The sequence below is a fragment of the Shimia sp. W99 genome (assembly GCF_053851455.3).
This window is the reverse complement of sequence record NZ_JBSQBU020000001.1, coordinates 3,655,643-3,679,176: the sequence shown is the minus strand read 5'-3', so window position 1 is coordinate 3,679,176 and position 23,534 is coordinate 3,655,643. Positions and strand designations below refer to the sequence as shown.

The window sequence follows — 23,534 nt, the reverse complement described above, 5'->3', positions numbered from 1 at the left end:
CGGCGCCGCCCACCCACGGTCGGGCGCTGGCCCATGCCGCGAAAGGACGCAACGGCAGCAAAGTCCCGCAGATCAGACCGCTGCGAGCGACACAAGCATTGGCTGTTCTGCGGGACGAAGCTGACATTTCTGTCGGCTCCAAGCTTAGCGTCGGGGTGTGTACCAGATAGGCGAGGTATAGGCTCGGTCTTGTTGCACCATCACCGCGTCCTCGGGCAGGTCGAGATCGCCGTAAAACGCTTCGTCGTAGGCAAGCCAGGACGGCGTCGGGATCTCCAGCACGCGAATATAGTAATAGGCGCGCCGTGCGGGGTCAAACTCGGGGTCGACCCAGTGGCCGCCAAGCGCGACCGCACCAATAGTGTTGGTGAATTCCGCACCCGCTACAGTGCTGCCCACAGGCGGTAGCTTACCGTCCGCGCCCGGGGCGCGGTCGCCGGACCACGCCACGTCGAATACCTTGGTCTGCGGCTCGCCATCCGCCCCAACCCAACCTTTTACGACCTGTATTCGGTCGAGGTTCGCACCATCCGGGTCGCGCAGGGCGCGGATCATCAGCGTGGGAGCCGCGCCCTCCGGACCGGCGAACAAGTCGGCGCCCATCGGCACGCCCCGGGCATACCCTGTTTCAGCGAAGTCGGGTCGGTGCACCTCGTCTGCCTCGAAGTCCCAGCCGGCAAAGACCCTCACAGTGATGCGCGGGCCAGTCGTCGCGTAGACCTCCTTGCGTTTGAAGGCGTCCCAGATTGCCTCGCGCGTATTCTCCCGTGCCCAGGCGGCGGCAAGTCCAGAAGCCAGCGTTTCGTAGTGCCGGATCGCGATATCCTCACCCAGGATGACCGGTTGGACGATGAAATCCTCGTAGCGCGCCTCGCCGGTGCCGGGCTCCACGATGCTCGCTTTTCCGAAGTAGTTGTCCTCCCGCGTTGTGGCGAGCGAGGTGTGGCTGTCCGTCGCCCCGATCAGGCCGAACTTGAACGGATTGGCGCCGATCTCGGCCTCGAATTTGAGGCCCCGCGCCAGCGCCTGTCGAGCGTATTCCCGTGGCAGCATGTCGGGCGTCTTCAACTCGGTGCCGAAATTGCCGCGATCCCACGTATAGTAATCGGCAAATTCGTCATTGGGGCTCAGCATCGGATGCGTCTCGCCATCGCCTTTGATCTGCGTGACCTCGTAAAGCGGCTCCCAGCGCATCCGGCGCTCCGCGTAATCAATGTCAAGGGCTTCGCCGTTCATGCGCACATCGTCGAACATCAGCCCGTTTGAGAGGTTGCCGTTGTGCGCAAAGGCCATAACGCGCCCGCCGGTATCGGCCTCGTAGGCTTCCATCCAGTCCCACAAATCCTCCGGGTCCGTGCTGTCGTAGGTGGAGAAGGGGACGAGGTCCTCGACCTTGTCGGCATCGTCGCGGAACATCACGATCCGGTGCAGGTTGTTCGCGTTCGGCCCCGAGGACCATTCGAAGCCGTGGATCGCGGAAAAGACGCCGGGTTCATTGAACCGCTCGGCGCTGTCGACGATCCGGTTCCACATCGTGCGCTGCAAATTGTCGTCCTGGATCATGTCGACCGCCTCGTTGAGCGCGGCCCCCCATTCGACATAGGCCGCGATTGGATCGCCGCCCTTGACCATGTCATGAAGCTTTCGGCCCCAGTCGTTGGCCAGCAGACCTGGGTTCGACTCCGCGATCATCGGCGCAAGGCCAAGGTTTTCGGCATGATCCGCGACCACGAGGAAATCAAGCGGGCGGACAAGTTGCGCATAGTCCCCGACTGAGGCGCGGACCTTCTCCCCCCGGGCGAAACGGAAGGCCTCGTCAGGGCCGAGCGTGTTGCCGATCATGCCCGCGTCGGTCGAGTAAGACGTATGCAGGTGCGTGTCGCCGAAGAAAACCCGGTTGGGGTAGGACTGGTCGAGGAAGGGCGAATAGTGCTGCCGACCGATCGCAACGTCATCCTCGTCGATCGCCACGTCTCCGACGTAGCTTTGCGCAAATGCCGTAGTCGCAAGAAGCGCAGACAGCCCCATACCTTGCAATACACGTTTCATAGCAGCCCTCCGCACCGTTTTGCCGACTCAAGGATACAATACTCAGGCAAAAAACCATTGCTTCAGATCAAGGAATGCTCATTTCTCTCGCCGCTTCAAAACATTAAGGCCGTTCAGGGATATAGCAGAAGGTAGCAAGGAAATGTTCGTCTGCATTGGACTCACAGCCCGCTTTCGCCGCGCTCTGACCGAGTTGCCGCTCACCATTCTCAGACAACATTTGGCCCCGATTGAAGCTGGCCGCACTTTTCCTTTGGATCAGGGGATTAGGGCAAGCCCCCCAGGCCGTCAGAGGGAGAGCGCCGCCCTTCTCATCGGGCAACTCCATCAGCTGCGCCTGCGGGCCATATCACCCATGCCAAATAGCATTGCCGCGCTCCTTCCCGCCTGCGCCACTTGGCAGATCAGCAGGAACAGACGACACGGACAAAAACGTGAATTGGGTCACGTCATGACACGTGGATCAGGGTCGTATAACATTCAATGGAAAGGTAATGGCGCTCTGGGGAGGATTCGAACCCCCGACCCCTTGATTCGTAGTCAAGTACTCTATCCAGCTGAGCTACCAGAGCGCGGTGGAGTGGGATTTAGTCCCAACGCCCGGGGTATGCAAGGGCAAAATTCAAGAAAATTCATTGATCTGCCACATCCCCCTTTGGAAGGCAGATTTCAAAGCACGTACCGTCCTCCCCGGTGCCCTTCAATGTCAGGGTTCCGCCGTGTCCGCGCACCAGTTCGGCCGAGATCGCCAGCCCAAGACCCGACCCGCCCTTGCGAATCCCGCCCTGGAAGGGTTGGAACAGGTGTTCCTGCGCTTTGGGCGGCAGACCCGGCCCGGTATCTCGCACCTCGATGAACCATGCCATGTCGTCTTCATGCGCGCTCACGGCGATCTCGCCCGGCTTGCCGGTGGCCACGATTGCCTGACGCGCATTGCGCACGAGGTTGGAAATCACGCGGTAAAGCTGTTCCGCATCGGCGCGCACCATCAGCCCCGCCGGAACATCTTCGGCAAAGCTCAGGTCATTCTCCCCCACCGCCAGCCGCTCACCCTCGAACACATCCGACACGACATTCAGCAATGGCAGGCGGGTAAGCTTGGGGGGCGGCTCCTCGGCCCTGCCAAAGGCCAGAGTCGATTCGCACAGATGCACCGCGCGGGTGATCGAATTCACCAACTTGGGCGCAAGGCGGCGCACCAGCGGGTCCTCGCTGGTTTCGATCCGGTCGGTGAATAGCTGCGCCGAGGTGAGGATATTGCGCAGATCATGGCTCACCTTCGCCACCGCCCCGCCCAGCTGCGCCAGCCGCTCCTTCTGCTTCAGCGCAGCCGTCAGCTCGATCTGCAGGCTCTGCAACGCCTCTTCCGCCTCGCGCAGCTCGTTCACTCCCGCGGTCGGCTGAATGATGCGCCGCGCATCCTCTGGCGCGGCTGCATAGGATTGCATGTACCCGACAACACCCTTGATCGGACGCACGAGAATCGCCCGCACCGCCAGGAACAACAGGAACGCCGTCACCACCGAAATCACCGCCGACAGCACAAGGATACGCACGCCGTAATCCAGCATCGCCATGCGCAGCCCGCTGGTCGCCATGGTGATCTCGATCAGCAAACCGGCCTCGCGCACCGGCGCGCCGATCACCCGGATCACCCGGTCCTCGCTGTGAAACAGCTGCATCATCGCGTCCCGGATCAATTCGATCGCACCGGCATTGCGCATGTCATAGGTCGCATCAATCGGGCGCGGGATCGGGCTGCTCAGCATCAGTTGCCGCACCTCGTCGCGCCGCAGAACCACGTTATAGACCTCGGCGTTCTTGAGCAGTTCTTCCTCAAGCTCGGCGTCGATCATGTCATCCGCCAAAAGCGCCAGCGACGCGATCTGCGCCCGCTCAAGCCGCGACAACAGGTAATCCTCGCGATACCGCGCCACCGACGGCACAAAGATCAGCACTTCTGCCAGCATCACGAAGATGACGGTCAGAATCAGGAAACGGCCTGAAAGCGTGTTGAGCATGACCTATTGCCTATCCCGGTTCAGGGCAGCCAGCGTTGTACCAACCCGACCACCCGTTTGACTTTAGGATTATCAAACAGTTGCGGAGAGAAATAGGCCCCTGCCGCCCGCTTGTTGATTTCCCCGACGGTCGGATAGGGCGCCACCATGGCCGCCACCGCCGACATCTTGAGTCGATTGGCAATCGCCAGGGCCCAGAGATTGATCAGTTCCCCGGCCTGCGGCCCGGCAATCGACACGCCCACGGGCCGCCCTTTGACCACCATCACCTTGATCAGCCCCTTCGCCTTGCGCTCGGCAATCAGGCGGTCGTTGTGATCGAACTCGAACCGCGCGACCGTCAACCGGTCTCCATGAACTTTACGCGCCTCGGCCTCGGTCGGACCAATCTGCGCAAGCTCCGGGTCGGTATAGGTCGCATAGGGAATATGGTCGGTCCGCGCCTTGGCCGGCAGCCCAAACAGCGCCGACCGGATGATCACCCCGGCCTGATACCCGGCCACATGGGTAAACTGCATGCCCCCCGCAACATCTCCAATCGCATAAACCCGCCGGTTCGTCGTCTTCAGCGCGGCGTCCACCTTGATCCCGGTCCGGGTGGTCTCGATCCCCGCCGCCTCTAGGTTCAGCTTCTCAGTATTCGCCCTGCGCCCCACCGCCATCAAAAGATGCGATCCGGTAAAGCTGCGCCCATCCTTGGTCTCAACCGTGATCCGGCCCTGCTCCGACGACACGCGCGCCGCCATCGCGCCTTCGGCAATCTCCACGCCTTCGCCCCGCAGCGCCTCAAGCACGAATGCCGCCATTTCCGGGTCATCCTTGCCCAGCGCCCGTTCCCCTTCGATCACCGTCACCTTGCAGCTCAGCCGCACATGCGCCTGCGCCATCTCCATGCCGATCGGTCCGCCACCGATGATCAACAGGTGGTCGGGCTTTTCCTGCAACTGGAACAGGGTTTCATTGGTCAGGTACGGCACATCCTCCAGCCCCGGCACAGGCGGCACCAGCGGGCTTGAGCCGGTGGCAATCACCACCCGCCGCGCCGTGATCCTGTGCCCTCCGGCCTCCACCACCTTGGGCGAAACGAACCGGCCATAGTCCCGGATTACCCGCACACCGAACCCTTCGAACCGCTCCTGGCTGTCGACCGGGGCGATCTGTGCAATCACATCGGCCACGTGGGCCTTGGCCGCCGCATAGTCCACCTGCGGCGTCACATCGGCCACACCATAGGCGCGGGCATGCGCCTGCGCATGGGCCGCCTTGCCGCTCGCAATCAGCGCCTTGGACGGCACACAGCCCCAGTTAAGGCAATCCCCGCCCATCTCGTGCCCCTCCAGAAGCACGACACGCGCGCCCATCTGCGCGGCCCCCGCCGCCACGGACAACCCCCCGGACCCGGCCCCAATGACCAGCAGATCGGTCTTGATCTCTTCCATCAGAGCGCCTCCCGGCCACGCACGGCCTTGATCACCATCGGCAGGGCGGCAAGCGCACAAAGCCCAAGGATCGGCCAAAGGATATGCGGCTCGAAGATCACCCCAAGGTCCGGTGTCTCTCCGCGGGCAAAAACCTCACCCAGCCCCGCCCCCACCGAAGTGTAGACAAGCCCGCCGGGGATGATCCCGAAAAAGGTGGACAGGGCAAACCGCCACAGCGACACCCCGACCAGCGCAGGCACAAGGTTCGCCACGAAAAACGGCACAAGCGGCACAAGCCGGATCAGGAACAGCATCGACCACTGGTTCTCGTCGATCCCCTGCTTGATCGCCTTCACACGCCCCTTACTCGCATCCATCCGCGCCGCCAGCCGGTCACCTAGTCCCCAGCGGGCGGCGAGAAAGATCACCACCGCGCCCGTCGTGGCCGCACCGACATTGAACAGAACACCGGGGAACGTGCCGAACAGGAACCCTCCGGTCAGCGTCGCCACCGTTGCACCGGGCAGCGAAAAGCTCACAATGGCAACGTAAACCGCCATAAAGACCAGCACGGCCCCGAGGTAATGTGTATCCCGATACGCAATCAGCGCCTCGCGATGCTGGCTCAACGTCTCAAAACTCAGAACATCGCGCAGGGTAAATGCGCCAATCACGGCCACCATGAGAATCGCCAGCAAGGGCACCACCCTGCCCAAGCCCGATTTTCCCTGCGTCCCGGTTTCCATCACGTCTGCCATCTTCAATCCACGATTTTTCCTTGATCCCAAAATGCGCCAACCAACCGGGAAACAACAGACAACTCACGGCTCCTTGATCGCAAAACCCCGGTTTCGTGAAGAAAATCGCCCCAACCCGGCGAACTGTAACAATCCCGCGTCACCGGGCTTGCTTTTTTGTAGCAAAACCGCCATCTCGCGTTTGACATAAGTCCGGCACCCGCCTATAGACCGGGCTTCGAATAGCACATGGGCCCGCGATTCCTCGCCTGGGCGCCCTGATAATACGGAGACCGGAGCGATGAAACGCACCTATCAACCCTCGAACCTGGTTCGCAAACGCCGCCACGGCTTCCGTGCGCGCATGGCCACCAAAGCAGGCCGCAAGATTCTGAACGCACGCCGCGCACGCGGTCGCAAGTCGCTGAGCGCATAAGCTCACCGATCTGACGTTCTGACGCAGATGACACCGCCGGAGGCCCCCGCGCAAGGCTCACAGAGCCCGGGGACAACGCCTCCGGCGGTTTCTGCGCGTCTGGAGACCCTGAAAAAGCGCCGCGATTTTGTCGCCGCCGCCCGTGCCCGCAAACAGGGCACCAAGGCCATGATGCTTCAGGCCCGCCCGCGCCGCGATAACGAAGACGTTGCGCCCGACCTGATCCGCGTCGGCTTCACCTGCTCGAAAAAGGTCGGCAACGCCGTTGCCCGCAACCGCGCCAAACGCCGCCTGCGCGAAATTGCCCGGCTGGTCCTGCCCGTCCACGGCAAACCGGGCTGGGACTATGTTCTGATTGGCCGCGCAACCGAAACTGCCGCCCGCGATTTTGACGCCCTGCAATCCGACCTGAAATATGCCCTGCGCAAGGTCCACGCCGCGCGCTGAGCGCCCTTCTTTCTTTTTCCGGAAATACCCCGGGGGTGAAGTTTGAAAATCACGGATTTTCAAACGAGGGGGCAGCGCCCCCATCCCGAGTAATGAAATTCTCGCCCGGAATTTCACGCGCCCCATCACCTTCCCTCCATTAACGAAGCGTCCGCAGCCTTAACCCGCAAATCCTGCGCTCAATTACCGACGCAATACCGACATGATACCGACGCGATACCGAAGCGCCTTTTCTCTGTTAACTCAGCCCCTTACCCCCGATTCGCACCCCACTATCCTGCCGCGACGGCAACGCGCACTTGGCAGCCCCTTCCCAAGGCGGTAACTACAAAGCCTGTAAGAGGTTAGCCGAGATGAAGAAGCAAGACATGAACCGCGATTGGATCGCCACCGCCCGCACCCTGTCCCAAGCCCTGCCCTACTTGCAGCGATACACGGATGCGATTGTCGTCATCAAGCTCGGCGGCCACGCGATGGGCAGTGATGAAGCCATGGAAGAATTTGCCCGCGACGTGGTGCTCATGCAGCAGGTCGGCGTCAACCCGGTGATCGTGCATGGCGGCGGCCCGATGATCAACGCGATGCTGGAACGCCTTGATATCAAATCGGAATTCGTCAACGGCAAACGAGTCACCGATGCGGCCACCGTCGAGGTGGTCGAGATGGTGCTCTCCGGTGTCGTCAACAAACGCATCGTTCAGGCCATCAACGGTCAGGGCGGCAAGGCCGTGGGTCTTTCAGGCAAGGACGCCAACCTCATGGTCTGTGATCAGACCAATCCCGATCTCGGATTCGTCGGCACCCCCGCCGAGATGAACCCGAAATTTCTCAAGGATCTTTTTGCCAATGACACGATCCCGGTGATTGCCCCGCTGGGCGCGGGCCGCAACGGGGAAACCTTCAACGTCAACGGCGATACCGCCGCCGGTGCGATTGCCGCCGCGCTCAAGGCCGACCGCCTGCTTCTGCTGACCGATGTCGCCGGGGTCAAGAACGGCGAGGGTGACGTCATGACCGAGCTGAAAGCCCAGCAAATCCGGGACCTTACAGCCGATGGCGTGATCGCGGGCGGGATGATCCCCAAGACCGAAACCGCGCTGGACGCGATCGAAGGCGGCGTGCGTGCCGTGGTCATTCTCGATGGCCGCGCCCCCAATGCCTGCCTGCTTGAGCTTTTCACCGAACACGGCGCAGGCTCCCTGATCCGGGGCGACTGAACACACTAGGGGTTTAAATATTCTTCGGGTTGAATATATCATGTGCCATCCCCGGCACATGAGGCCCTGCATGGAACATGAAACCCTGATCCGACTGTCCATCTTTGGCGGTCTGTTTGCGCTCTTCGCCACCATCGAGGCCCTCGCCCCGCGCCGCAACCGCACCCAACCGCGCGGGCACCGCTGGCTGACCAACTGGACGCTCTCCATCATTGACACGGCGACCCTGCGCCTGCTGGCCTTCGCGCTGCCGCTATTGGCCGTTGGTGCTGCGATGGATGCTGGTCAACAGGGATGGGGCCTCTTCAACCTCATCGCTCTGCCCGGACCGATCGAACTCATCCTCGCCATCCTGATCTTCGATTTTGCCATTTGGATTCAGCACCTTGTCACTCATAAAATCCCGCTCCTCTGGCGTCTGCACCGGGTCCATCATGCCGATCGCGACATCGACGTGACCACCGCAATCCGCTTTCATCCGGTCGAAATTGCGCTGTCCATGCTGCTCAAGATCGGACTTGTCTACTTGCTTGGCCCCTCTGCTCTTGCCATCATCCTGTTCGAGATCATCCTCAACGGGACTGCCATGTTCAACCACGCCAATATCAAGCTGCCCCTCCCGCTGGATCGTGCCCTGCGGCTCGTGCTGGTCACACCGGACATGCACCGCGTCCACCATTCGATTCATCGCCATGAGCATGACAGCAACTACGGCTTTGCCCTGTCGATCTGGGATCGCCTTTTCGGCACCTATGTCGCCCAACCCGCCAAGGGTCATGAGGGTATGACCATCGGCCTGCAATGGCAGGACAAACGCCCCAACAAACTTGGCTGGAGCCTCGCCCTGCCGTTCTTCCGCAAATGACCTATGCCTTGATCGAAAAGGCGGCTCAGGCCAAACATCTTGAAATCCTTGGCGGATTTCACCCCGCTCCTGATGACGAACATCTCTCCGGCTTTGGCACGCTCTTGATGTTCGGCCCGCGCGAGCCAGGCTTTTGGCAGGCCTTCACAACTCAATCCGAGTATCTCGACGGCACGCCCAACCCGGTAGACCGCTGGTCCTCACGCGTCATCACAAGCCTTGCCGTGGCCTTCAATGCCCAGCCCTTTTTCCCCTACGGCGGACCGCCCTATCAGCCCTTCTTCCAATGGGCCCTGCGCACCGGGCGGTGTCACTCCTCTCCAATATCCCTGCTCGTGCACGACACGGCGGGTCTTTTCGCGAGCTTCCGCGGCGCGCTGGCCTTCCAGCAAATGCTTGATCTGCCGGCCCCTCTGCCCAATCCCTGCACAACCTGCACGGCGCAGCCTTGCCGCACATCCTGCCCCGTAGACGCCTTTACCGGCGGCGCTTACCACGTTGACGCCTGCCGCGCATACCTCACCCAAAATCGTCAGGGCAGCTGCATGTCGCAGGGCTGCGCGGCCCGCCGCGCTTGCCCGGTTTCGCAAAGCTATGGCAGGGTAGAGGCACAATCCGCGCTTCATATGCAGGCTTTCTTAACCAATGGCCCTTAAGCTCATCCTCACCCGGCACGCAAAATCAAGCTGGAGCACGCCAACGCTTTCCGATCACGACCGCCCGCTCAACAAACGCGGCCGTGAATCTGCCAAGGCTCTGGGGGACTGGTTGCGCGGTGAAAACATGCAACCGGATCAGGTGCTGACCTCCTCGGCGCAACGCACGCTGGAAACATATGGCCTGATGGGATTTGATCTGGCACCCGAGAGTTTTCCCGAACTCTATCTGGCAGAGGCCGGCACAATGCTCCACGTCCTGAAGCAGGCCAAGGGGTCCAAGGTCATGATGCTCGGCCACAACCCGGGAATCGGAGAATTCGCGCAAAGACTGGCTGCAAAACTGCCTTCTCATCCCCGCTTTCTCGATTACCCGACCGGCGCTACAACCGTCTTCAATTTCAAAATCGACCATTGGCAGGATGTTGCCTTTGGCACCGGAAATGCCGAGAATTTCGTCATTCCACGCGAATTGGTCTGAACATGAAAAAGGCGGGGAAAACCCCGCCTTTTTCTTTTATTTTCAATATGATCAGTGACCGAGGATCTGGCTGAGGAACAGCTTGGTCCGGTCGCTCTTCGGGTTGTTGAAGAACTCTTCCGGCTCGTTTTGTTCCACGATCTGACCCGCGTCCATAAAGATCACGCGGTTCGCCACCTGACGGGCAAAGCCCATCTCGTGTGTCACGCAGAGCATGGTCATGCCCTCTTCGGCAAGCTCGATCATGGTGTCGAGCACCTCCTTGATCATCTCCGGGTCAAGCGCCGAGGTCGGTTCGTCGAACAGCATGATGCGCGGGCGCATGCAAAGCGAGCGGGCAATCGCCACACGCTGCTGCTGACCACCCGACAACTGGCCGGGATACTTGTCGGCCTGTTCGGGGATCTTCACCTTCTCAAGGAAATGCATCGCCGTTTCTTCCGCCTCTTTACGGGGCGTCTTGCGCACCCAGATCGGGGCCAGCGTGCAGTTTTCCAGAATGGTCAGGTGCGGGAACAGGTTGAAGTGCTGGAAGCACATGCCAACCTCTGACCGGATCTTGTCGATGTTTTTCAGGTCCGAGGTCAATTCGGTCCCGTCCACGACAATCGACCCCTGCTGATGCTCTTCCAGACGGTTGATACAGCGGATCAGGGTCGATTTACCAGAGCCGGACGGCCCGGCGATCACGATCCTCTCCCCTTCGTTCACCGTCAGGTTGATGTCGCGCAGAACGTGGAACGATCCGTACCACTTGTTCATATTGGTGATTTCAATCGCGACATTGTCCGAGACGTGCATCTTGGAGCGGTCAATCTCGCGGTCAGTCATAAGTTCAGACATTTCATGAACTCCTAATTAATGACCTGTATGAAGCTTGCGCTCCAGGTACATGGAATAGCGGGACATGGAGAAGCATACGATGAAGAACAGGAACGCGATGAACGCGAACAGTTCCCAGTAGATGCCGTTCCACGCGGTATCGGCCCGGATGGCGTTGGACAGTCCGATCACATCGAAAAGCCCGATGATCGACACAAGGGTGGTATCCTTGAAGATGCCGATAAACGTGCTCACGATGCCAGGGATCGAGATTTTCAACGCCTGAGGCATGATGATCAGACGCTGCGCCTGCCAGTAGTTGAGACCAAGACTGTCGGCCCCCTCGTACTGGCCCTTGGGCAGCGCGGCGAGACCACCCCGGATCACCTCGGCCATATAGGCCGCCGCAAACAGGGTCATCATGATCATCACCCGCAAGATGATGTCAAAGTTGGTGCCCGGCGGCAGGAACAGGTTCAACAGGAGCGATGCCACGAACAACAGCGTGATGAGCGGAACGCCCCGGATGAACTCGATGAACCCGACGCACAGCGTCTTGACGATGAACAGGTCCGACTGACGGCCCAGTGCCAGAACGATGCCGATGGGCAACGAACAGCCAATCGCCACGATCCCGAGCAACACGGCCAGCATGAAGCCCCCGAACTTGCGGCTCTCAACGGCCTCGATCCCGATCGGGATGACGCTGTCAATGGCTCCGGCCACGCCGCCCGCAAGGAACAGCCACCAGATGATCGGCAGGGCAAACGCCGCGATGATGGCGACAAGGCCACCAGCGATAGGCAACAGAATGCGGTATCCCAGATAACCGATCGCAAACCCGGCAGCCACCATGATCGGCCCCCAGATCGAACCGCCCCACAAGAGCCAGGGCATCAGGAACGGATAGGCCGCGGTCAGATACCAGAGTTGACGCGGGCTCTGCTCAGCGAACAGCACCGGCGCCAGGGCAACCAGCGTCAGCACCAGCGCAAGGTTGACGCGCCAGTAGAGATGATCCGGGTAGAACCCGTACAAGAGCTGCAACCAGCGCTCGTTCACCACGCCCCAACAGGCATGCCCATGGGTGCTGCCCCAGGTCTCGGTCATGATCTCGCGGCACTCATTCAACGAGTTCGCGTTCCAAACCGACTGGAAAACCCACGGCAACAGCCCCGAGAGCACATAATAGATGAACCCCAGCGCCACGACGGTCAGGACCGAGTTGAACCAGCCCGAGAACAGGTTTTCACGCAGCCAGCCGACAATCCCGACGGTCGACGCCGGCGGTTCCTTTTCAGGGAGCATTTCGGTGCGGACAAAAGCTTGATCACTCATCTTATCTCTCCACCAATGCGACGCGTGCGTTGTACCAGTTCATCACCATCGAGATGCTCAAGCTAATGAGAAGGTAACAGCCCATCAGCATCAGAACGCATTCAAGCTCGCGGCCTGTCTGGTTCATGGTGATGCCGCCCAGCGTACCCGTGATGTCCATGTAGCCCACCGCGATCGCCAGTGACGAGTTCTTGGTGAGGTTCAGGTAGTTCGAGATCATCGGCGGGATGATCACCCGCAGCGCCTGCGGCAGGATCACAAGACGCATGGTCTTGCCCGGACGCAGGCCCAACGCGTTTGCCGCCTCGGTCTGACCATGGCTGATGGCAAGGATACCACCACGCACAATCTCGGCGATGAAGGCCGCCGTATAGAGCGACAGCGCCAGCCAGAGTGCGATGAGCGAGTTCCGCATATGGGTACCACCCGTGAAGTTGAACCCCTTCAACTCCGGATAGCCCAGATGAAAGCCCAACACCGCCAATAGCGCGATCATCGGCACGAACAGGATGGCAAGGTTGACATGCCACGTCTTGGGCCGGACCCCTGTCGCCTCCTGAATGTGGGCGGCGCGGGACGTAACCTTGCGAACGGCAAAGATGCTGGCAATCAAAACGACCAGAATAGCCATAAGATCCAGGGAAACGTCAAAACGCAGCGACGAGTCTCCGAACAGGTGGATACTGCCAAGGCTGTTTGAAAACAGCGGCTCGGGCACGTAAACCCCGCGATTGGTAATCGCCACGCTGTCGAAAACCTTCATCGTGGCTTCCGGATTGTCCCCTCTGAACGCGCGCGGCGCGGGCAGGCTTTCGATCAGGATGGCCATCGCCAGCACGATCCACAGCAGCACCGGCACGTTACGGAACATTTCCACGTAGACGGTCATGATCCTGGCAACCAGCCAGTTCTTGGAAAGGCGCAGGACACCTACCAAAACGCCGACGATCGTGGCCGTGATACAGCCCAGGACAGCGACGACAAGCGTGTTGATCAATCCGATGAAGGATGCACGAAGGTGCGTGTCGCGGCTATTATAGTCCAGCAGGCGCTGGTTGATGTCATAGCTCGCAGGTTCGCCCAGAAAGCCAAGGTCGATGGGTTTGCCCAGCGTGGCAAGGTTGGTCAGCGTGTTGTTGAGCAGCCAGGCCGCCAGCAACATGAAGCCCAGCATCGCGACAGCCTGGATCGTCAAGGAACGATACCGGGTGTCGTATATGAGCATAGACAGCCGGAACGACGCCTTGGGAGGGTCGGTCAAAGTGGTCATTTGGATACTTCCCCGTTACTCGGCCGATTGAGTATTCTTTGACAACGTTGTGCCGTGGCCGAATTTTGGTTTGTTGTGTCACCTTATGTGACAAGGGCGCGAAGTTTCCTTCGCGCCCTTCATTGATTGGATCTTACCGGAAGGGCGGCGAGTAGATCAGGCCGCCATCGGTCCACTGAGCGTTCAGGCCACGGGCCAGACCGATCGGAGTGTTTTCACCGATGTTCTTCTCGAACAGCTCACCATAGTTGCCACCCGCCATGATGGCGTTCTTGGCCCAGTCAGCCGACAGACCGAGCATTTCGCCCAGGTTGCCTTCGCTGCCCAGAAGACGGTTCACTTCGGGGTTGTTGGTTCCGGCAGACATTTCGCCGATATTTGCCGAGCTCACGCCCAGTTCTTCTGCGGTGATCAGAGCGTTGAGCGACCAGCGCACAACGTCACCCCAGTTGTCGTCGCCGTGACGGACCAGCGGGCCCAGCGGCTCTTTCGAAATGATCTCGGGCAGCAGGACATGCGCCGACGGATCTTCAAAGGTGGCGCGGGTTGCCGCGAGACCCGAAGCGTCGGTGGTGTACACGTCACAGGCACCGGCAAGGTACTGCTGCTGTGCTTCTGCATTGGTTTCGATCGGAACCGGCTCATAGCTGATGTTGTTCGAGCGGAAGAAGTCCGCCAGGTTCAGCTCGGTTGTGGTGCCGGTCTGGATACAAACGGTTGCGCCGTCCAGTTCCTTGGCCGAGGACACACCCAGCTCCTTGGGAACCATGAAGCCCTGACCGTCATAATAGTTCACGCCCACGAAGGTGAACTTCAGGTCCACGTCACGCGAGAAGGTCCAGGTGGTGTTGCGGGCCAGCATGTCGATCTCGCCCGAGGCGAGCGCGGTGAAACGGGTCTTACCGGTGGTCGGCACGAACTCAACAGCTTTGGGATCGCCCAGAACAGCAGCAGCAACCGCGCGGCAAACGCCGACGTCAAAGCCGCCCCACTCGCCGTTCGCGTCCGGTGCAGCAAAGCCGACCAGACCGGTGGTCACACCGCAGTTCAGCTTGCCGCGCGCCTTCACGTCGTCAAGCGTACCAGCGGCCGCAGCACCTGCAGCCAGGCCCGCTACGGTCAGCGCACCAAAAATTACGGATTTTTTCATTTTTACCTCTTCCTGATGTCCCACCCGTTTTCGGGCGGATTGTCGGCCTTGGATAGCCGTATAGGAGGCAACGGGACACAAGCCCCTACACCCCACTGTCACAGTTTGGGCGCATTCATCGCGAAACGTCAAGGGCTCCATCAACGAATTCAATCATTGCTTGCGCCAAACAATCCGCCACGCAAGTATCAGACAATTCAGTCTATTTTTGCGACATATTGAAAAAGCGATGGGCGTGCAGGAATGCCAGTTCTTTGGTTTTGGCCTGCGCAGCGGCTTCTTCGTCGACGCCCCATTGGTCTTCCTGCCAGGTTTCATCGATTCTGGAGAGCCGCCAAAGCTCTTTGATTGGCCGCTCATTCCGAGTCGCTGCAAAGCCGATTACGAGCGAACCCGAAAGGCTGACCAGATCGTGAAAGGCGGCCAGTTCGAAATTGTTGAACCCATGCACCCGGTCGCGCAACCGCCCAAGGCTCGCCGGGTCCTGGGCTTCGTGGACCACCCCTGCGACAACCCTCAGGTCGGCACTCAAAGACTCGGATGCCCAGCGCAACAGCGGGTCCCAGGCCTCTGCCTGCCGGGCGATCAGTTCTTCCGGCGCAGTGGCACGGTAACAAAGCAGATCACTGCCCCCGTACTCAGCCAACATGTCCGCGACCTCGGCGTGCTGGATCGCGACCTTGTCAATCGCGGCATTCGCCGACCGTGTGACCGGCATGGACGTCGGATCGATTTCCCCTTCCTGAGCGTCCCATTCCGCGGCAATACCCTGCGCCATGTCCTCGGACGGGACAATCAGGCTTGCCTTGGCCGGCGTCTTGAGCGCCCGCCCGTCGAGCCGCACCGAATACCCGTCTTCCTCGGCGCCAACCGATGCTTCCTTCCAGAACCGTTTCTTTGCCCAGCCGCTCATTCCGTCATTCCCAAATCTGTTCCAAGGCCCGGTCCAGGTCGTCAAACCGGTCTATCACCACGTCTGCCGCCTCCAAGGCCTTGCGGTCGTGATAACCCCAGCTGACCCCGATGGCCCGCATCCCCGCGGCCCGTGCCATTTCCATGTCAAAACTCGTATCGCCGATCATCACTGACGCGTCCGCAGCAACACCCGTTTCCCGCATCGCCGCATGCAGCATCGCTGGATGCGGTTTCGAGGGATGATGGTCGGCCACCTGCTCGGTCACGAAAACCCCTTGCAGACCATGCCCTTCGATCAGCTTATCAAGACCTCGCCGGGACTTGCCGGTGGCCACCCCCAACAGAACCTCGTCCACGGCCCGCAAACGTGCGAGTGCAGCCGCCGCCCCCGGATACAAGGGCGACGACACTTGCGTGCCCACATCTCGGCGCCGCTGCATATAGCTCGACTTGTAGGCCTCAACCATTTTCTCCCGCATGCGCGCAGGCGCGTCCGGCGCCAGCCGCTCCATCGCCTCCGGCAGGGACAACCCGACGATACCCAGCACGTCTTCGCGCCCCGGTACGGCGATTTCAACGGCCTCGAAAGCCGACATCATTGCCCTCAGAATATCTGCCTGGCTGTCCACAAGCGTCCCGTCCACGTCGAAGACGACAAGGCGCAAATCGCTCATTGCAGCGCCTCGAACGGATCATCCGCAGCAAGGTCCGGTGTCCACTGAAAGGTTTCGAACGTGTGCGCCATGTGCTCGGGCAGCGGCGCCTCCACCGTGATCAGCTTCTTGGTCACCGGATGCTCAAAGCGCATTGTGCGCGCGTGCAGGTGCAACTTGTTGCTTATGATCCCACCCAGATGCGCTCCCCAGCCATCGCCAAGGTTTTCCTGCCCGGATCCGCCATACTTGCCATCCCCGATGATCGGATGCCCGATCGCGGCCATGTGGGCGCGAAGTTGGTGCGTGCGCCCGGTAATGGGCTCCATCGCCACCCATGCCGCGCGGCTCGCCACCCGGTAAAGCGTGGCATATTGCGTGATCGCGCGCTTGGCACCGGGCGTGGATTCTACATCGCGTGGATGTACGCAATGCATCTTTTCGCCCTCGCCGCGCTTGCCATGGCCCGGCGCCTTGACCAGCCCATACTTGATCTCGCCGAGATACGGCGTTGGCACCCCTGCCACCACCGCCCAATAGATCTTGCGCGTCTCCCGATGCCGGATCGCCGCCGTCAGCGCCGCCGCCATCGGCCTCGTGCGCGCCAGCAAAAGAACACCGGACGTATCCTTGTCGAGCCGATGCACCAGCCGCGGCTTTTCCTCATAACCAAAGGTCAGCGCCTCGGCCAATCCGTCCACATGCTTGGTCTGCTTGCTCCCGCCTTGAGTCGGCAATCCGGGCGGCTTGTTGAGTGCAATGATGTGATCATCCCGATAAATCACGCAGTCCCGGATCATGCGCGCATCCTTGTCGGAAATGCGCGACTTGTCCCGGACAGGGGCTGCCCCGGGCTCGGGCAACGGCGGAATGCGCACCTGCTGTCCGGTGCTCAGCCGCGTCGAGGCCTTGGCCCGCGCCCCATCGACGCGTATTTCCCCCTTGCGGCACATCTTCTCGATCCGCCCCTGACCGACATGCGGAAACATCCGCCGGAACCAGCGGTCCAACCGTTGATCCTTGTCCCCCGGACCGACGATGATTGTCTGTACACGGTTCATGCAAATACTCCTCGCGCGACAATGATCCCAAGGACCAGCGCGCCAATCGATCCCAAAACCGAGATCAGCACATAGCTTACCGCGGCCCCAACCTGCCCCCGCTCGAACAGGTTCACCGCCTCAAGCGAAAACGCCGAGAACGTCGTGAAGCCCCCAAGCAACCCGGTCATCACCAGCGGCGACAAATGCGTCAAACCGCGATGCGCAGCAGCGACCACGAACATTCCCATCAGGAACGAGCCAAGGATATTCACCGTGATGATCGCCATCGGAAACCCGTGCCCGACAAGACGCACGACGCCCAGCCCCACTAGGTATCGCAGGCTCGCGCCCACCGCGCCGCCAAGCGCCACATATGCCAGGGATGTCACCATGCCCGGTCCATCGCGCGCGCCACGCCGGATGTCAAGCGCGGCACCCCTGACTTTCTTTTTCCAGAAATACCCCGGGGGAGTCGCAGCCGCGCTGCGACGGGGGCAGTGCCCCCATTAAACATCCCGCTGCAACCGCAGCTTGGTGAAATAGTCGAGCCGCCGCTTCAGCTCCCGCTCAAACCCGCGCTCGACGGGGGAATAGAGCACCGGCCGCTTCACCCCCTCCGGAAAGTAGTTCTGACCCGAAAACCCGTCCTTGGCATCATGGTCATACTGATACCCGGCGCCATAGCCCTGCTCCGACATCAGTGAGGTCGGTGCATTCAGGATATGCTTGGGCGGCATCTCCGATCCGGTTTTCTTCGCCAGCGCCCGTGCCGCCTTGTACGCCGCATAACCTGCATTGGTCTTGGGGGCGAGTGCGAGGTAGATCACCGCCTGCGCCAGTGCCAGTTCGCCTTCGGGCGAGCCCAGCCGCTCATAGGTTTCCCATGCACCAAGACAGATCGACTGCGCCTGCGGGTCCGCCAGCGCGATGTCCTCGACGGCCATCCGGGTCAGCCGCCGGGCGAGAAACCGCGGGTCTTCCCCCCCCTCGAGCATGCGCGCGAACCAATAAAGCGCCGCGTCCGGGTCAGACCCCCGCACCGATTTGTGCAGGGCAGAAATCAGGTTGTAATGCTCATCTCCCGACTTGTCGTACTTGGCCGCCCGCCGCATCAGGCGAGTCGACAGGGCTTCAGTGTCCAGCTTGCCAGACACTTGCCACGCCATCACCTGCTCGATCAGGTTCAACAACGCACGCCCGTCTCCGTCGGCCATCTCCAACAGCGCCTCGCGCGCCGGCCCGTCCAACGGCAGCCCCCGCCCCAGCTCGCCTTCGGCGCGCTGCGCCAACCGTTCGAGATCGGCAAGGCTCAGACGCTCAAGCACCAACACCTGCGCCCGGCTGAGCAAGGCGGCATTCAACTCGAATGACGGATTTTCGGTGGTCGCCCCAACCAACAGGATCGTTCCGTCCTCCATATGAGGCAGAAACCCGTCCTGCTGGGCCTTGTTGAACCGGTGTATCTCGTCGACAAACAGCAACGTACCCTTGCCATTGGCCCGCCGCATCTTGGCCGCTTCGAATACTTTGCGCAGCTCCGGCACGCCGGTGAAAATCGCGCTGATCTGCACGAAATGCAGGTCCGTTTCATCCGCCAGAAGCCGTGCGATCGTGGTTTTGCCCACGCCCGGCGGCCCCCAGAACACCAGTGACGACAAGGACCCCGACGCCAGCATCACGCCCAGGGGCGCTTCCAGCCCCAACACCTGATCCTGCCCGATCACTTCGGACAAGGCGCGTGGGCGCAATCGATCCGCCAGCGGGCGGGGCGCTTCCTTTCCGCTCTCTGCAGGTTGGGGTGTCATGTCAAAGAGATCAGCCATCTGCCTTACAGTCTGAAACGCATCACAACGCGCTGAGTGCCGCGCTGCACATCCAGCGTAAGCCGCTTCTTCGCCGCGCGCAAAGCCTGATCCGCATCGCGGGTGGTTGCAATCTCGGCACCATCAATCGCACGCAACACATCCCCCGGCGCCAGCCCCATCCGTGCCCCGATCTCGCCGGGCTGCTCCACAACAACGCCTTCAATACTCAGCGGCAAGCCAAACTGGCCCAGAACGGCCGGGTTGATATTCGAAAGGACCAGCCCCGGCACAGCCGAGCGCCGCCCCGTCGTCACGGTCTCACGCGCCGGGATCTCCGGCGCCACGTCGAGCTGCACCGTTCGGTGATCTTCGTCGCCGTCACGCACCATCAGGATATCCGCCTCGGCTCCCAAACCGGCCACCGACATGCGGAAGATCATCTCCGAAGGCGTGTTCACCGGCTGGCCGTCCACCTCCAAAATCACGTCTCCGGGGGTAATACCTGCCTTGTGGAACGGACTTTCCGGGTGCAGGTCCGACACGACGATCCCGCCCGGCCGCTCAAGCCCAAGCCCCTGCGCCATGTCCGCATCCACGGGCTGTCCAAACATCCCGGCCCACGGACGCTGAAACGTTGTGAACCCGGCGCGTGCCTGTTCGACAAACTGCGCCACAAGCCGTGCAGGGATCGCAAAGCCGATCCCGTTCGAACCACCCGAGCGGGTCAGAATGGACGTATTGATTCCGATCAGGTCGCCGTTGATATCGATCAGCGCACCGCCAGAGTTCCCCGGGTTGATCGGCGCGTCAGTCTGCAGAAAGTACCCCCGCGCATTGCCCGTGGCCACACCGGAACGCGCCAACCCCGAAACAATCCCGCTGGTCACGGTCTGACCGACCCCGAAGGGGTTGCCAATGGCCAGAACCAGTTCGCCGACCTCAACCGTATCGCTGTCGCGCAGCTCCAGAAACGGCATATCGCGCGCGTCTTCCAGTTGCAGGATCGCAAGATCGGCCTCCTCGTCCGCCAAAAGAACCCTGGCCGTGAACTCGCGCCGGTCCTTGAGATGCACGCGAATATCCGTCGACATGCCGACCACGTGATAGTTCGACACCACAATTCCGTCATCGCTTAGGATCACGCCAGACCCCAGCGAGTTCTGCACCTGCGGGCGGGCATTTCCAAAATCCCGGAACAGGTTTTCAAAGAAGGGATCGCCGCCAAACGGGCTGTTGCGCACGTTGACCACGCGCTTGGCATAGATGTTGACCACCGCCGGTGCGGCCGCTTTCACGAGCGGCGCGAAACCAAGGGCGATCTCTGTCTGGTTCTGGGGCACCCTGGTCTCGGCCCCGGCAATCCCGGCCATCGAAATGGCCAATGCGGTTACGGCAATCCGGAACATGATCTCTCCTCTCAGCCTTTGCCAAGAGATATGCAAAGCGCGTCAAGGATTTACAAGCCACCCCACCACCCTGTTCGGCCTCGCAGGCAAAAGAAAACCCCCACCTGCAACGCAGGCGGGGGCCAGTCAAACGGGAAACTCCCGAGAGAACTTATTCTTCGTCAGCGGCCGCTTCTTCGGCTGCGACGCGGGCCTTGTCTGCGGCGCCTTTGGCGTCCACATCGCGGTCCACGAATTCGATGATTGCCATCGGCGCCATGTCACCATAGCGGAAGCCGGCCTTCATGATGCGGACATAGCCACCCTGGCGGTCGGCATAGCGCGGGCCAAGGATGTCGAACAGCTTGGTGACGTACTGATCTTCTTTCAGGCGGGCACGTGCCTGACGGCGGGCGTGCAGGTCGCCGCGCTTGGCAAGCGTGATCATCTTTTCAATGATCGGACGCAGTTCTTTTGCCTTGGGAAGGGTCGTCTTGATCTGTTCATGTTCGATCAGCGAGCCAGCCATGTTTGCAAAGAGCGCCTTGCGGTGCTCGTGGGTGCGGTTCAGGCGGCGATAGCCTCGTGCGTGACGCATGTATCTTACTCCAATTGTTGCCCTCTACGGGCGGTTTTGCTTTGTCTGGCGGCCGATGCGTGTCAGCCGCTCTCCTTGGGGCGGATTTGCCCATGTTTTCCCCGGCTCTCCCGGGCATTTAGCCAACGGTGCGTGTAATCACGCACCCTACGGCGTGGTGGTAGGGTGCGTGCTCGCACGCACCTAACCGATCCTTAGAACGAATCCTCGAATTTCTTGGCGAGGTCTTCGATATTGTCCGGCGGCCAGTCCTCGACATCCATGCCAAGGTGCAGACCCATGCCCGAAAGCACTTCCTTGATCTCGTTCAGAGACTTGCGGCCGAAGTTCGGCGTGCGCAGCATCTCGGCTTCGGTCTTCTGGATCAGATCGCCGATGTAAACGATGTTGTCGTTCTTCAGGCAGTTTGCCGAACGCACCGACAGCTCCAGCTCGTCCACTTTCTTCAGCAGCAGCGGGTTGAACTCGAGACCATCGTCTTCTTCCTGGCGACCAGCCGCTTCCGGCTCGTCGAAGTTCACGAAGATCGACAGCTGGTCCTGCAGGATACGCGCGGCAAAAGCCACGGCGTCTTCCGGCGTGATCGAGCCATCGGTTTCGATCTTCATGGTCAGCTTGTCATAGTCCAGAACCTGGCCTTCACGGGTCGGCTGAACGTCATAGGAGACCTTCTTGACCGGCGAATAGATCGCGTCGATCGGGATCAGGCCGATCGGGGCGTCTTCCGGCTTGTTCTTGTCGGCCGACACATAGCCCTTACCGGTGTTGACGGTCAGTTCCATGTAAAGATCGGCACCGTCATCCAAGTGACAGATCACGTGGTCCTTGTTGAGAACCTCGATACCTGCGCTATCGCTGATGTCGCCAGCGGTGACTTCACCCGGACCTTTTGCATTGATCGACAGGCGCTTGGGCCCTTCGACTTCCATGCGCAGGCTCACGCCCTTGAGGTTCAGGATCACGTCGGTCACGTCTTCACGCACACCGGCCACAGACGAAAACTCGTGCAGCACGTTGTCGATCTGAACGCTGGTGATCGCCGCGCCCTGCAGGCTCGACATCAGAACGCGACGCAGCGCGTTTCCAAGGGTCAGACCAAAGCCACGTTCCAGCGGCTCGGCCACGACGGTGGCCTGACGTGCGGGATCGTTGCCCGGCTTGACTTCAAGCTGGGTCGGCTTGATCAGTTCTGCCCAATTCTTGTGGATCATGCGTCCCTCCATTCCTGCCTGTCTCCCATGTCCAAAAAGAGCCAGACGCCCGAGGTTTCAAACGACAAACTGGGGCCGTGAAAAACACGCGGCCCCAGAAAGAAAAATATGTGCTTAGACGCGGCGGCGCTTCGGCGGGCGGCAGCCGTTGTGCGCGATCGGGGTCACATCACGGATCGAGGTGATGTTGAAACCGATTGCAGCCAGTGCGCGCAGAGCCGATTCACGGCCCGAACCGGGGCCCTGAACTTCGACTTCAAGGGTTTTGACACCGTGTTCCTGAGCCTTCTTGCCTGCATCTTCTGCAGCCATCTGAGCGGCATAGGGGGTCGATTTCCGCGAACCTTTGAAGCCCATGGTACCGGCCGACGACCACGAGATCGCGTTGCCCTGCACGTCCGAGATCAGGATCTTGGTGTTGTTGAACGACGAGTTTACGTGCGCAACGCCCGAAGCAATGTTCTTGCGCTCTTTACGCTTCATACGAGTCTTATCGCGTGCCATTGTCCTAAACCCTCCTTACTTCTTCTTGCCGGCGATCGGCTTGGCGGGGCCTTTACGGGTGCGCGCGTTGGTGTGCGTGCGCTGACCGCGGACAGGCAGGTTGCGGCGATGACGCAGGCCACGGTAGCAGCCAAGGTCCATCAGACGCTTGATGTTCATCTGCACTTCACGACGCAGGTCACCTTCAACGGTGTAGGTGGCGTCGATGTGCTCACGGATGGCCAGAACTTCCGCGTCGCTCAGTTCGTTCACACGACGGGTTTCGTCGATGTTCACCGAGGCGCAGATTTCTTTGGCCGATGCGGGGCCAATACCAGTGATATAAGTCAGGGCGATCGGGACCCGTTTGTGGGTCGGGATGTTTACGCCGGCAATACGTGCCACGTGTCACTTTCCTTTTTGTTGCGGTTCCGTAACCCCGGAACCTTTTTTCACAACACTTGACCCTGGCGAGAACCGCCGGCAGGTCCAGCATTTACGAGGTGGTCTGCAGACAGACGAATCCTGTCC

Annotated in this window: 24 protein-coding genes and 1 tRNA gene; 6 read left to right on the top strand and 19 right to left on the bottom strand. The window is 60.8% G+C overall.

Annotation, left to right across the window (positions count from 1 at the left end):
• Positions 1-144 precede the first annotated feature (144 nt).
• From ACS3QZ_RS17880 to ACS3QZ_RS17860, 5 genes are all read right to left on the bottom strand, one after another.
• Entirely contained in the window at positions 145-2,049 is a 1,905-nt protein-coding gene (locus ACS3QZ_RS17880) for a DUF3604 domain-containing protein (RefSeq protein WP_456039026.1), read from the bottom strand.
• Positions 2,050-2,544: 495 nt separating this feature from the next.
• A tRNA-Arg gene (locus ACS3QZ_RS17875) sits at positions 2,545-2,621 on the bottom strand.
• 60 nt (positions 2,622-2,681) lie between these two features.
• Complete coding sequence (locus ACS3QZ_RS17870; RefSeq protein ID WP_456039025.1) at positions 2,682-4,070, bottom strand: sensor histidine kinase; 1,389 nt, start codon at positions 4,068-4,070, stop codon at positions 2,682-2,684.
• Positions 4,071-4,090: 20 nt separating this feature from the next.
• Entirely contained in the window at positions 4,091-5,509 is a 1,419-nt protein-coding gene (locus ACS3QZ_RS17865) for a dihydrolipoyl dehydrogenase family protein (protein WP_456039024.1), read from the bottom strand.
• Positions 5,509-6,249, bottom strand: a complete 741-nt coding sequence (locus ACS3QZ_RS17860) for a TVP38/TMEM64 family protein (RefSeq protein WP_456039023.1) — start codon at positions 6,247-6,249, stop codon at positions 5,509-5,511. Before ACS3QZ_RS17860 ends, ACS3QZ_RS17865 begins: the two co-directional genes overlap by 1 nt.
• A 280-nt stretch (positions 6,250-6,529) precedes the next feature.
• Here ACS3QZ_RS17860 and rpmH point away from each other — a divergent pair, with 280 nt between their 5' ends.
• The 6 genes from rpmH (at position 6,530) to ACS3QZ_RS17830 (ending at position 10,330) form a co-directional block, all read left to right on the top strand.
• Positions 6,530-6,664, top strand: a complete 135-nt coding sequence (gene rpmH, locus ACS3QZ_RS17855) for a 50S ribosomal protein L34 (RefSeq protein WP_005980833.1) — start codon at positions 6,530-6,532, stop codon at positions 6,662-6,664.
• A gap of 27 nt (positions 6,665-6,691) precedes the next feature.
• The gene (gene rnpA / locus ACS3QZ_RS17850) at positions 6,692-7,111 is read left to right on the top strand and encodes a ribonuclease P protein component (protein WP_456039022.1); all 420 of its coding nucleotides are present in this window, start codon (positions 6,692-6,694) and stop codon (positions 7,109-7,111) included.
• A 353-nt stretch (positions 7,112-7,464) separates the two neighbouring features.
• On the top strand, positions 7,465-8,328 hold the full coding sequence (argB, locus tag ACS3QZ_RS17845; protein ID WP_456039021.1) for an acetylglutamate kinase: 864 nt from the start codon (positions 7,465-7,467) through the stop codon (positions 8,326-8,328).
• Positions 8,329-8,398: 70 nt separating this feature from the next.
• Positions 8,399-9,193, top strand: a complete 795-nt coding sequence (locus ACS3QZ_RS17840) for a sterol desaturase family protein (protein ID WP_456039020.1) — start codon at positions 8,399-8,401, stop codon at positions 9,191-9,193.
• Positions 9,190-9,849: a ferredoxin gene (locus ACS3QZ_RS17835; RefSeq protein ID WP_456039019.1), complete on the top strand. Its 660-nt coding sequence runs from the start codon at positions 9,190-9,192 to the stop codon at positions 9,847-9,849. Before ACS3QZ_RS17840 ends, ACS3QZ_RS17835 begins: the two co-directional genes overlap by 4 nt.
• Positions 9,839-10,330 (top strand): SixA phosphatase family protein, encoded by a 492-nt coding sequence (locus ACS3QZ_RS17830; protein WP_456039018.1) that lies wholly within the window; start codon positions 9,839-9,841, stop codon positions 10,328-10,330. The genes ACS3QZ_RS17835 and ACS3QZ_RS17830 overlap by 11 nt, the downstream gene beginning before the upstream one ends.
• A gap of 51 nt (positions 10,331-10,381) precedes the next feature.
• Here ACS3QZ_RS17830 and ACS3QZ_RS17825 read toward each other — a convergent pair whose 3' ends face one another.
• From ACS3QZ_RS17825 to rpsM, 14 genes are all read right to left on the bottom strand, one after another.
• A complete protein-coding gene (locus ACS3QZ_RS17825) occupies positions 10,382-11,173 on the bottom strand; it encodes an amino acid ABC transporter ATP-binding protein (RefSeq protein ID WP_093094529.1) in 792 nt (263 codons plus the stop codon).
• Positions 11,174-11,188: 15 nt separating this feature from the next.
• Positions 11,189-12,490 carry an amino acid ABC transporter permease gene (locus tag ACS3QZ_RS17820; RefSeq protein WP_456039017.1) on the bottom strand — a complete coding sequence of 434 codons (1,302 nt, stop codon included), beginning with the start codon at positions 12,488-12,490 and terminating at the stop codon, positions 11,189-11,191.
• Between the two features lies 1 nt (position 12,491).
• On the bottom strand, positions 12,492-13,760 hold the full coding sequence (locus tag ACS3QZ_RS17815) for an amino acid ABC transporter permease (protein ID WP_456039016.1): 1,269 nt from the start codon (positions 13,758-13,760) through the stop codon (positions 12,492-12,494).
• 133 nt (positions 13,761-13,893) lie between these two features.
• Positions 13,894-14,910: an amino acid ABC transporter substrate-binding protein gene (locus ACS3QZ_RS17810; RefSeq protein ID WP_456039015.1), complete on the bottom strand. Its 1,017-nt coding sequence runs from the start codon at positions 14,908-14,910 to the stop codon at positions 13,894-13,896.
• 202 nt (positions 14,911-15,112) lie between these two features.
• Positions 15,113-15,823: an ATP12 family chaperone protein gene (locus ACS3QZ_RS17805; protein ID WP_456039014.1), complete on the bottom strand. Its 711-nt coding sequence runs from the start codon at positions 15,821-15,823 to the stop codon at positions 15,113-15,115.
• 4 nt (positions 15,824-15,827) lie between these two features.
• Positions 15,828-16,499 (bottom strand): HAD-IA family hydrolase, encoded by a 672-nt coding sequence (locus ACS3QZ_RS17800; RefSeq protein WP_456039013.1) that lies wholly within the window; start codon positions 16,497-16,499, stop codon positions 15,828-15,830.
• Positions 16,496-17,539, bottom strand: a complete 1,044-nt coding sequence (locus ACS3QZ_RS17795) for an RluA family pseudouridine synthase (RefSeq protein WP_456039011.1) — start codon at positions 17,537-17,539, stop codon at positions 16,496-16,498. Before ACS3QZ_RS17795 ends, ACS3QZ_RS17800 begins: the two co-directional genes overlap by 4 nt.
• On the bottom strand, positions 17,536-17,913 hold the full coding sequence (gene crcB, locus ACS3QZ_RS17790; protein WP_456039010.1) for a fluoride efflux transporter CrcB: 378 nt from the start codon (positions 17,911-17,913) through the stop codon (positions 17,536-17,538). The genes ACS3QZ_RS17795 and crcB overlap by 4 nt, the downstream gene beginning before the upstream one ends.
• Before the next feature lie 114 nt (positions 17,914-18,027).
• Complete coding sequence (locus tag ACS3QZ_RS17785) at positions 18,028-19,344, bottom strand: replication-associated recombination protein A (RefSeq protein ID WP_456039009.1); 1,317 nt, start codon at positions 19,342-19,344, stop codon at positions 18,028-18,030.
• 5 nt (positions 19,345-19,349) lie between these two features.
• Positions 19,350-20,732 carry a trypsin-like peptidase domain-containing protein gene (locus tag ACS3QZ_RS17780; protein ID WP_456039008.1) on the bottom strand — a complete coding sequence of 461 codons (1,383 nt, stop codon included), beginning with the start codon at positions 20,730-20,732 and terminating at the stop codon, positions 19,350-19,352.
• 151 nt (positions 20,733-20,883) lie between these two features.
• A complete protein-coding gene (gene rplQ / locus ACS3QZ_RS17775; RefSeq protein WP_093094519.1) occupies positions 20,884-21,309 on the bottom strand; it encodes a 50S ribosomal protein L17 in 426 nt (141 codons plus the stop codon).
• A 194-nt stretch (positions 21,310-21,503) separates the two neighbouring features.
• Positions 21,504-22,520, bottom strand: coding sequence for a DNA-directed RNA polymerase subunit alpha (locus ACS3QZ_RS17770; RefSeq protein WP_093094703.1), 1,017 nt, complete (start codon positions 22,518-22,520; stop codon positions 21,504-21,506).
• Between the two features lie 114 nt (positions 22,521-22,634).
• Entirely contained in the window at positions 22,635-23,024 is a 390-nt protein-coding gene (rpsK, locus tag ACS3QZ_RS17765; RefSeq protein ID WP_133484925.1) for a 30S ribosomal protein S11, read from the bottom strand.
• Positions 23,025-23,039: 15 nt separating this feature from the next.
• Positions 23,040-23,408 carry a 30S ribosomal protein S13 gene (gene rpsM, locus ACS3QZ_RS17760; RefSeq protein ID WP_093094517.1) on the bottom strand — a complete coding sequence of 123 codons (369 nt, stop codon included), beginning with the start codon at positions 23,406-23,408 and terminating at the stop codon, positions 23,040-23,042.
• Positions 23,409-23,534: the final 126 nt, after the last annotated feature.

Excerpts from the sequence above, each read along its gene's own strand:
- ACS3QZ_RS17870 (WP_456039025.1), bottom strand. The coding sequence starts at position 4,070 with ATGCTCAACACGCTTTCAGGCCGTTTCCTGATTCTGACCGTCATCTTC.
- ACS3QZ_RS17820 (WP_456039017.1), bottom strand. The coding sequence starts at position 12,490 with ATGAGTGATCAAGCTTTTGTCCGCACCGAAATGCTCCCTGAAAAGGAA.
- ACS3QZ_RS17780 (WP_456039008.1), bottom strand. The coding sequence starts at position 20,732 with ATGTTCCGGATTGCCGTAACCGCATTGGCCATTTCGATGGCCGGGATT.
- ACS3QZ_RS17785 (WP_456039009.1), bottom strand. The coding sequence starts at position 19,344 with ATGGCTGATCTCTTTGACATGACACCCCAACCTGCAGAGAGCGGAAAG.
- ACS3QZ_RS17840 (WP_456039020.1), top strand. The coding sequence starts at position 8,399 with ATGGAACATGAAACCCTGATCCGACTGTCCATCTTTGGCGGTCTGTTT.
- ACS3QZ_RS17805 (WP_456039014.1), bottom strand. The coding sequence starts at position 15,823 with ATGAGCGGCTGGGCAAAGAAACGGTTCTGGAAGGAAGCATCGGTTGGC.
- ACS3QZ_RS17815 (WP_456039016.1), bottom strand. The coding sequence starts at position 13,760 with ATGACCACTTTGACCGACCCTCCCAAGGCGTCGTTCCGGCTGTCTATG.
- rnpA (WP_456039022.1), top strand. The coding sequence starts at position 6,692 with ATGACACCGCCGGAGGCCCCCGCGCAAGGCTCACAGAGCCCGGGGACA.
- ACS3QZ_RS17800 (WP_456039013.1), bottom strand. The coding sequence starts at position 16,499 with ATGAGCGATTTGCGCCTTGTCGTCTTCGACGTGGACGGGACGCTTGTG.
- ACS3QZ_RS17880 (WP_456039026.1), bottom strand. The coding sequence starts at position 2,049 with ATGAAACGTGTATTGCAAGGTATGGGGCTGTCTGCGCTTCTTGCGACT.
- rpsK (WP_133484925.1), bottom strand. The coding sequence starts at position 23,024 with ATGGCACGCGATAAGACTCGTATGAAGCGTAAAGAGCGCAAGAACATT.
- ACS3QZ_RS17830 (WP_456039018.1), top strand. The coding sequence starts at position 9,839 with ATGGCCCTTAAGCTCATCCTCACCCGGCACGCAAAATCAAGCTGGAGC.
- ACS3QZ_RS17835 (WP_456039019.1), top strand. The coding sequence starts at position 9,190 with ATGACCTATGCCTTGATCGAAAAGGCGGCTCAGGCCAAACATCTTGAA.
- crcB (WP_456039010.1), bottom strand. The coding sequence starts at position 17,913 with ATGGTGACATCCCTGGCATATGTGGCGCTTGGCGGCGCGGTGGGCGCG.
- ACS3QZ_RS17825 (WP_093094529.1), bottom strand. The coding sequence starts at position 11,173 with ATGTCTGAACTTATGACTGACCGCGAGATTGACCGCTCCAAGATGCAC.
- ACS3QZ_RS17810 (WP_456039015.1), bottom strand. The coding sequence starts at position 14,910 with ATGAAAAAATCCGTAATTTTTGGTGCGCTGACCGTAGCGGGCCTGGCT.
- rplQ (WP_093094519.1), bottom strand. The coding sequence starts at position 21,309 with ATGCGTCACGCACGAGGCTATCGCCGCCTGAACCGCACCCACGAGCAC.
- argB (WP_456039021.1), top strand. The coding sequence starts at position 7,465 with ATGAAGAAGCAAGACATGAACCGCGATTGGATCGCCACCGCCCGCACC.
- ACS3QZ_RS17865 (WP_456039024.1), bottom strand. The coding sequence starts at position 5,509 with ATGGAAGAGATCAAGACCGATCTGCTGGTCATTGGGGCCGGGTCCGGG.
- ACS3QZ_RS17860 (WP_456039023.1), bottom strand. The coding sequence starts at position 6,249 with ATGGCAGACGTGATGGAAACCGGGACGCAGGGAAAATCGGGCTTGGGC.
- rpmH (WP_005980833.1), top strand. The coding sequence starts at position 6,530 with ATGAAACGCACCTATCAACCCTCGAACCTGGTTCGCAAACGCCGCCAC.
- ACS3QZ_RS17795 (WP_456039011.1), bottom strand. The coding sequence starts at position 17,539 with ATGAACCGTGTACAGACAATCATCGTCGGTCCGGGGGACAAGGATCAA.
- ACS3QZ_RS17770 (WP_093094703.1), bottom strand. The coding sequence starts at position 22,520 with ATGATCCACAAGAATTGGGCAGAACTGATCAAGCCGACCCAGCTTGAA.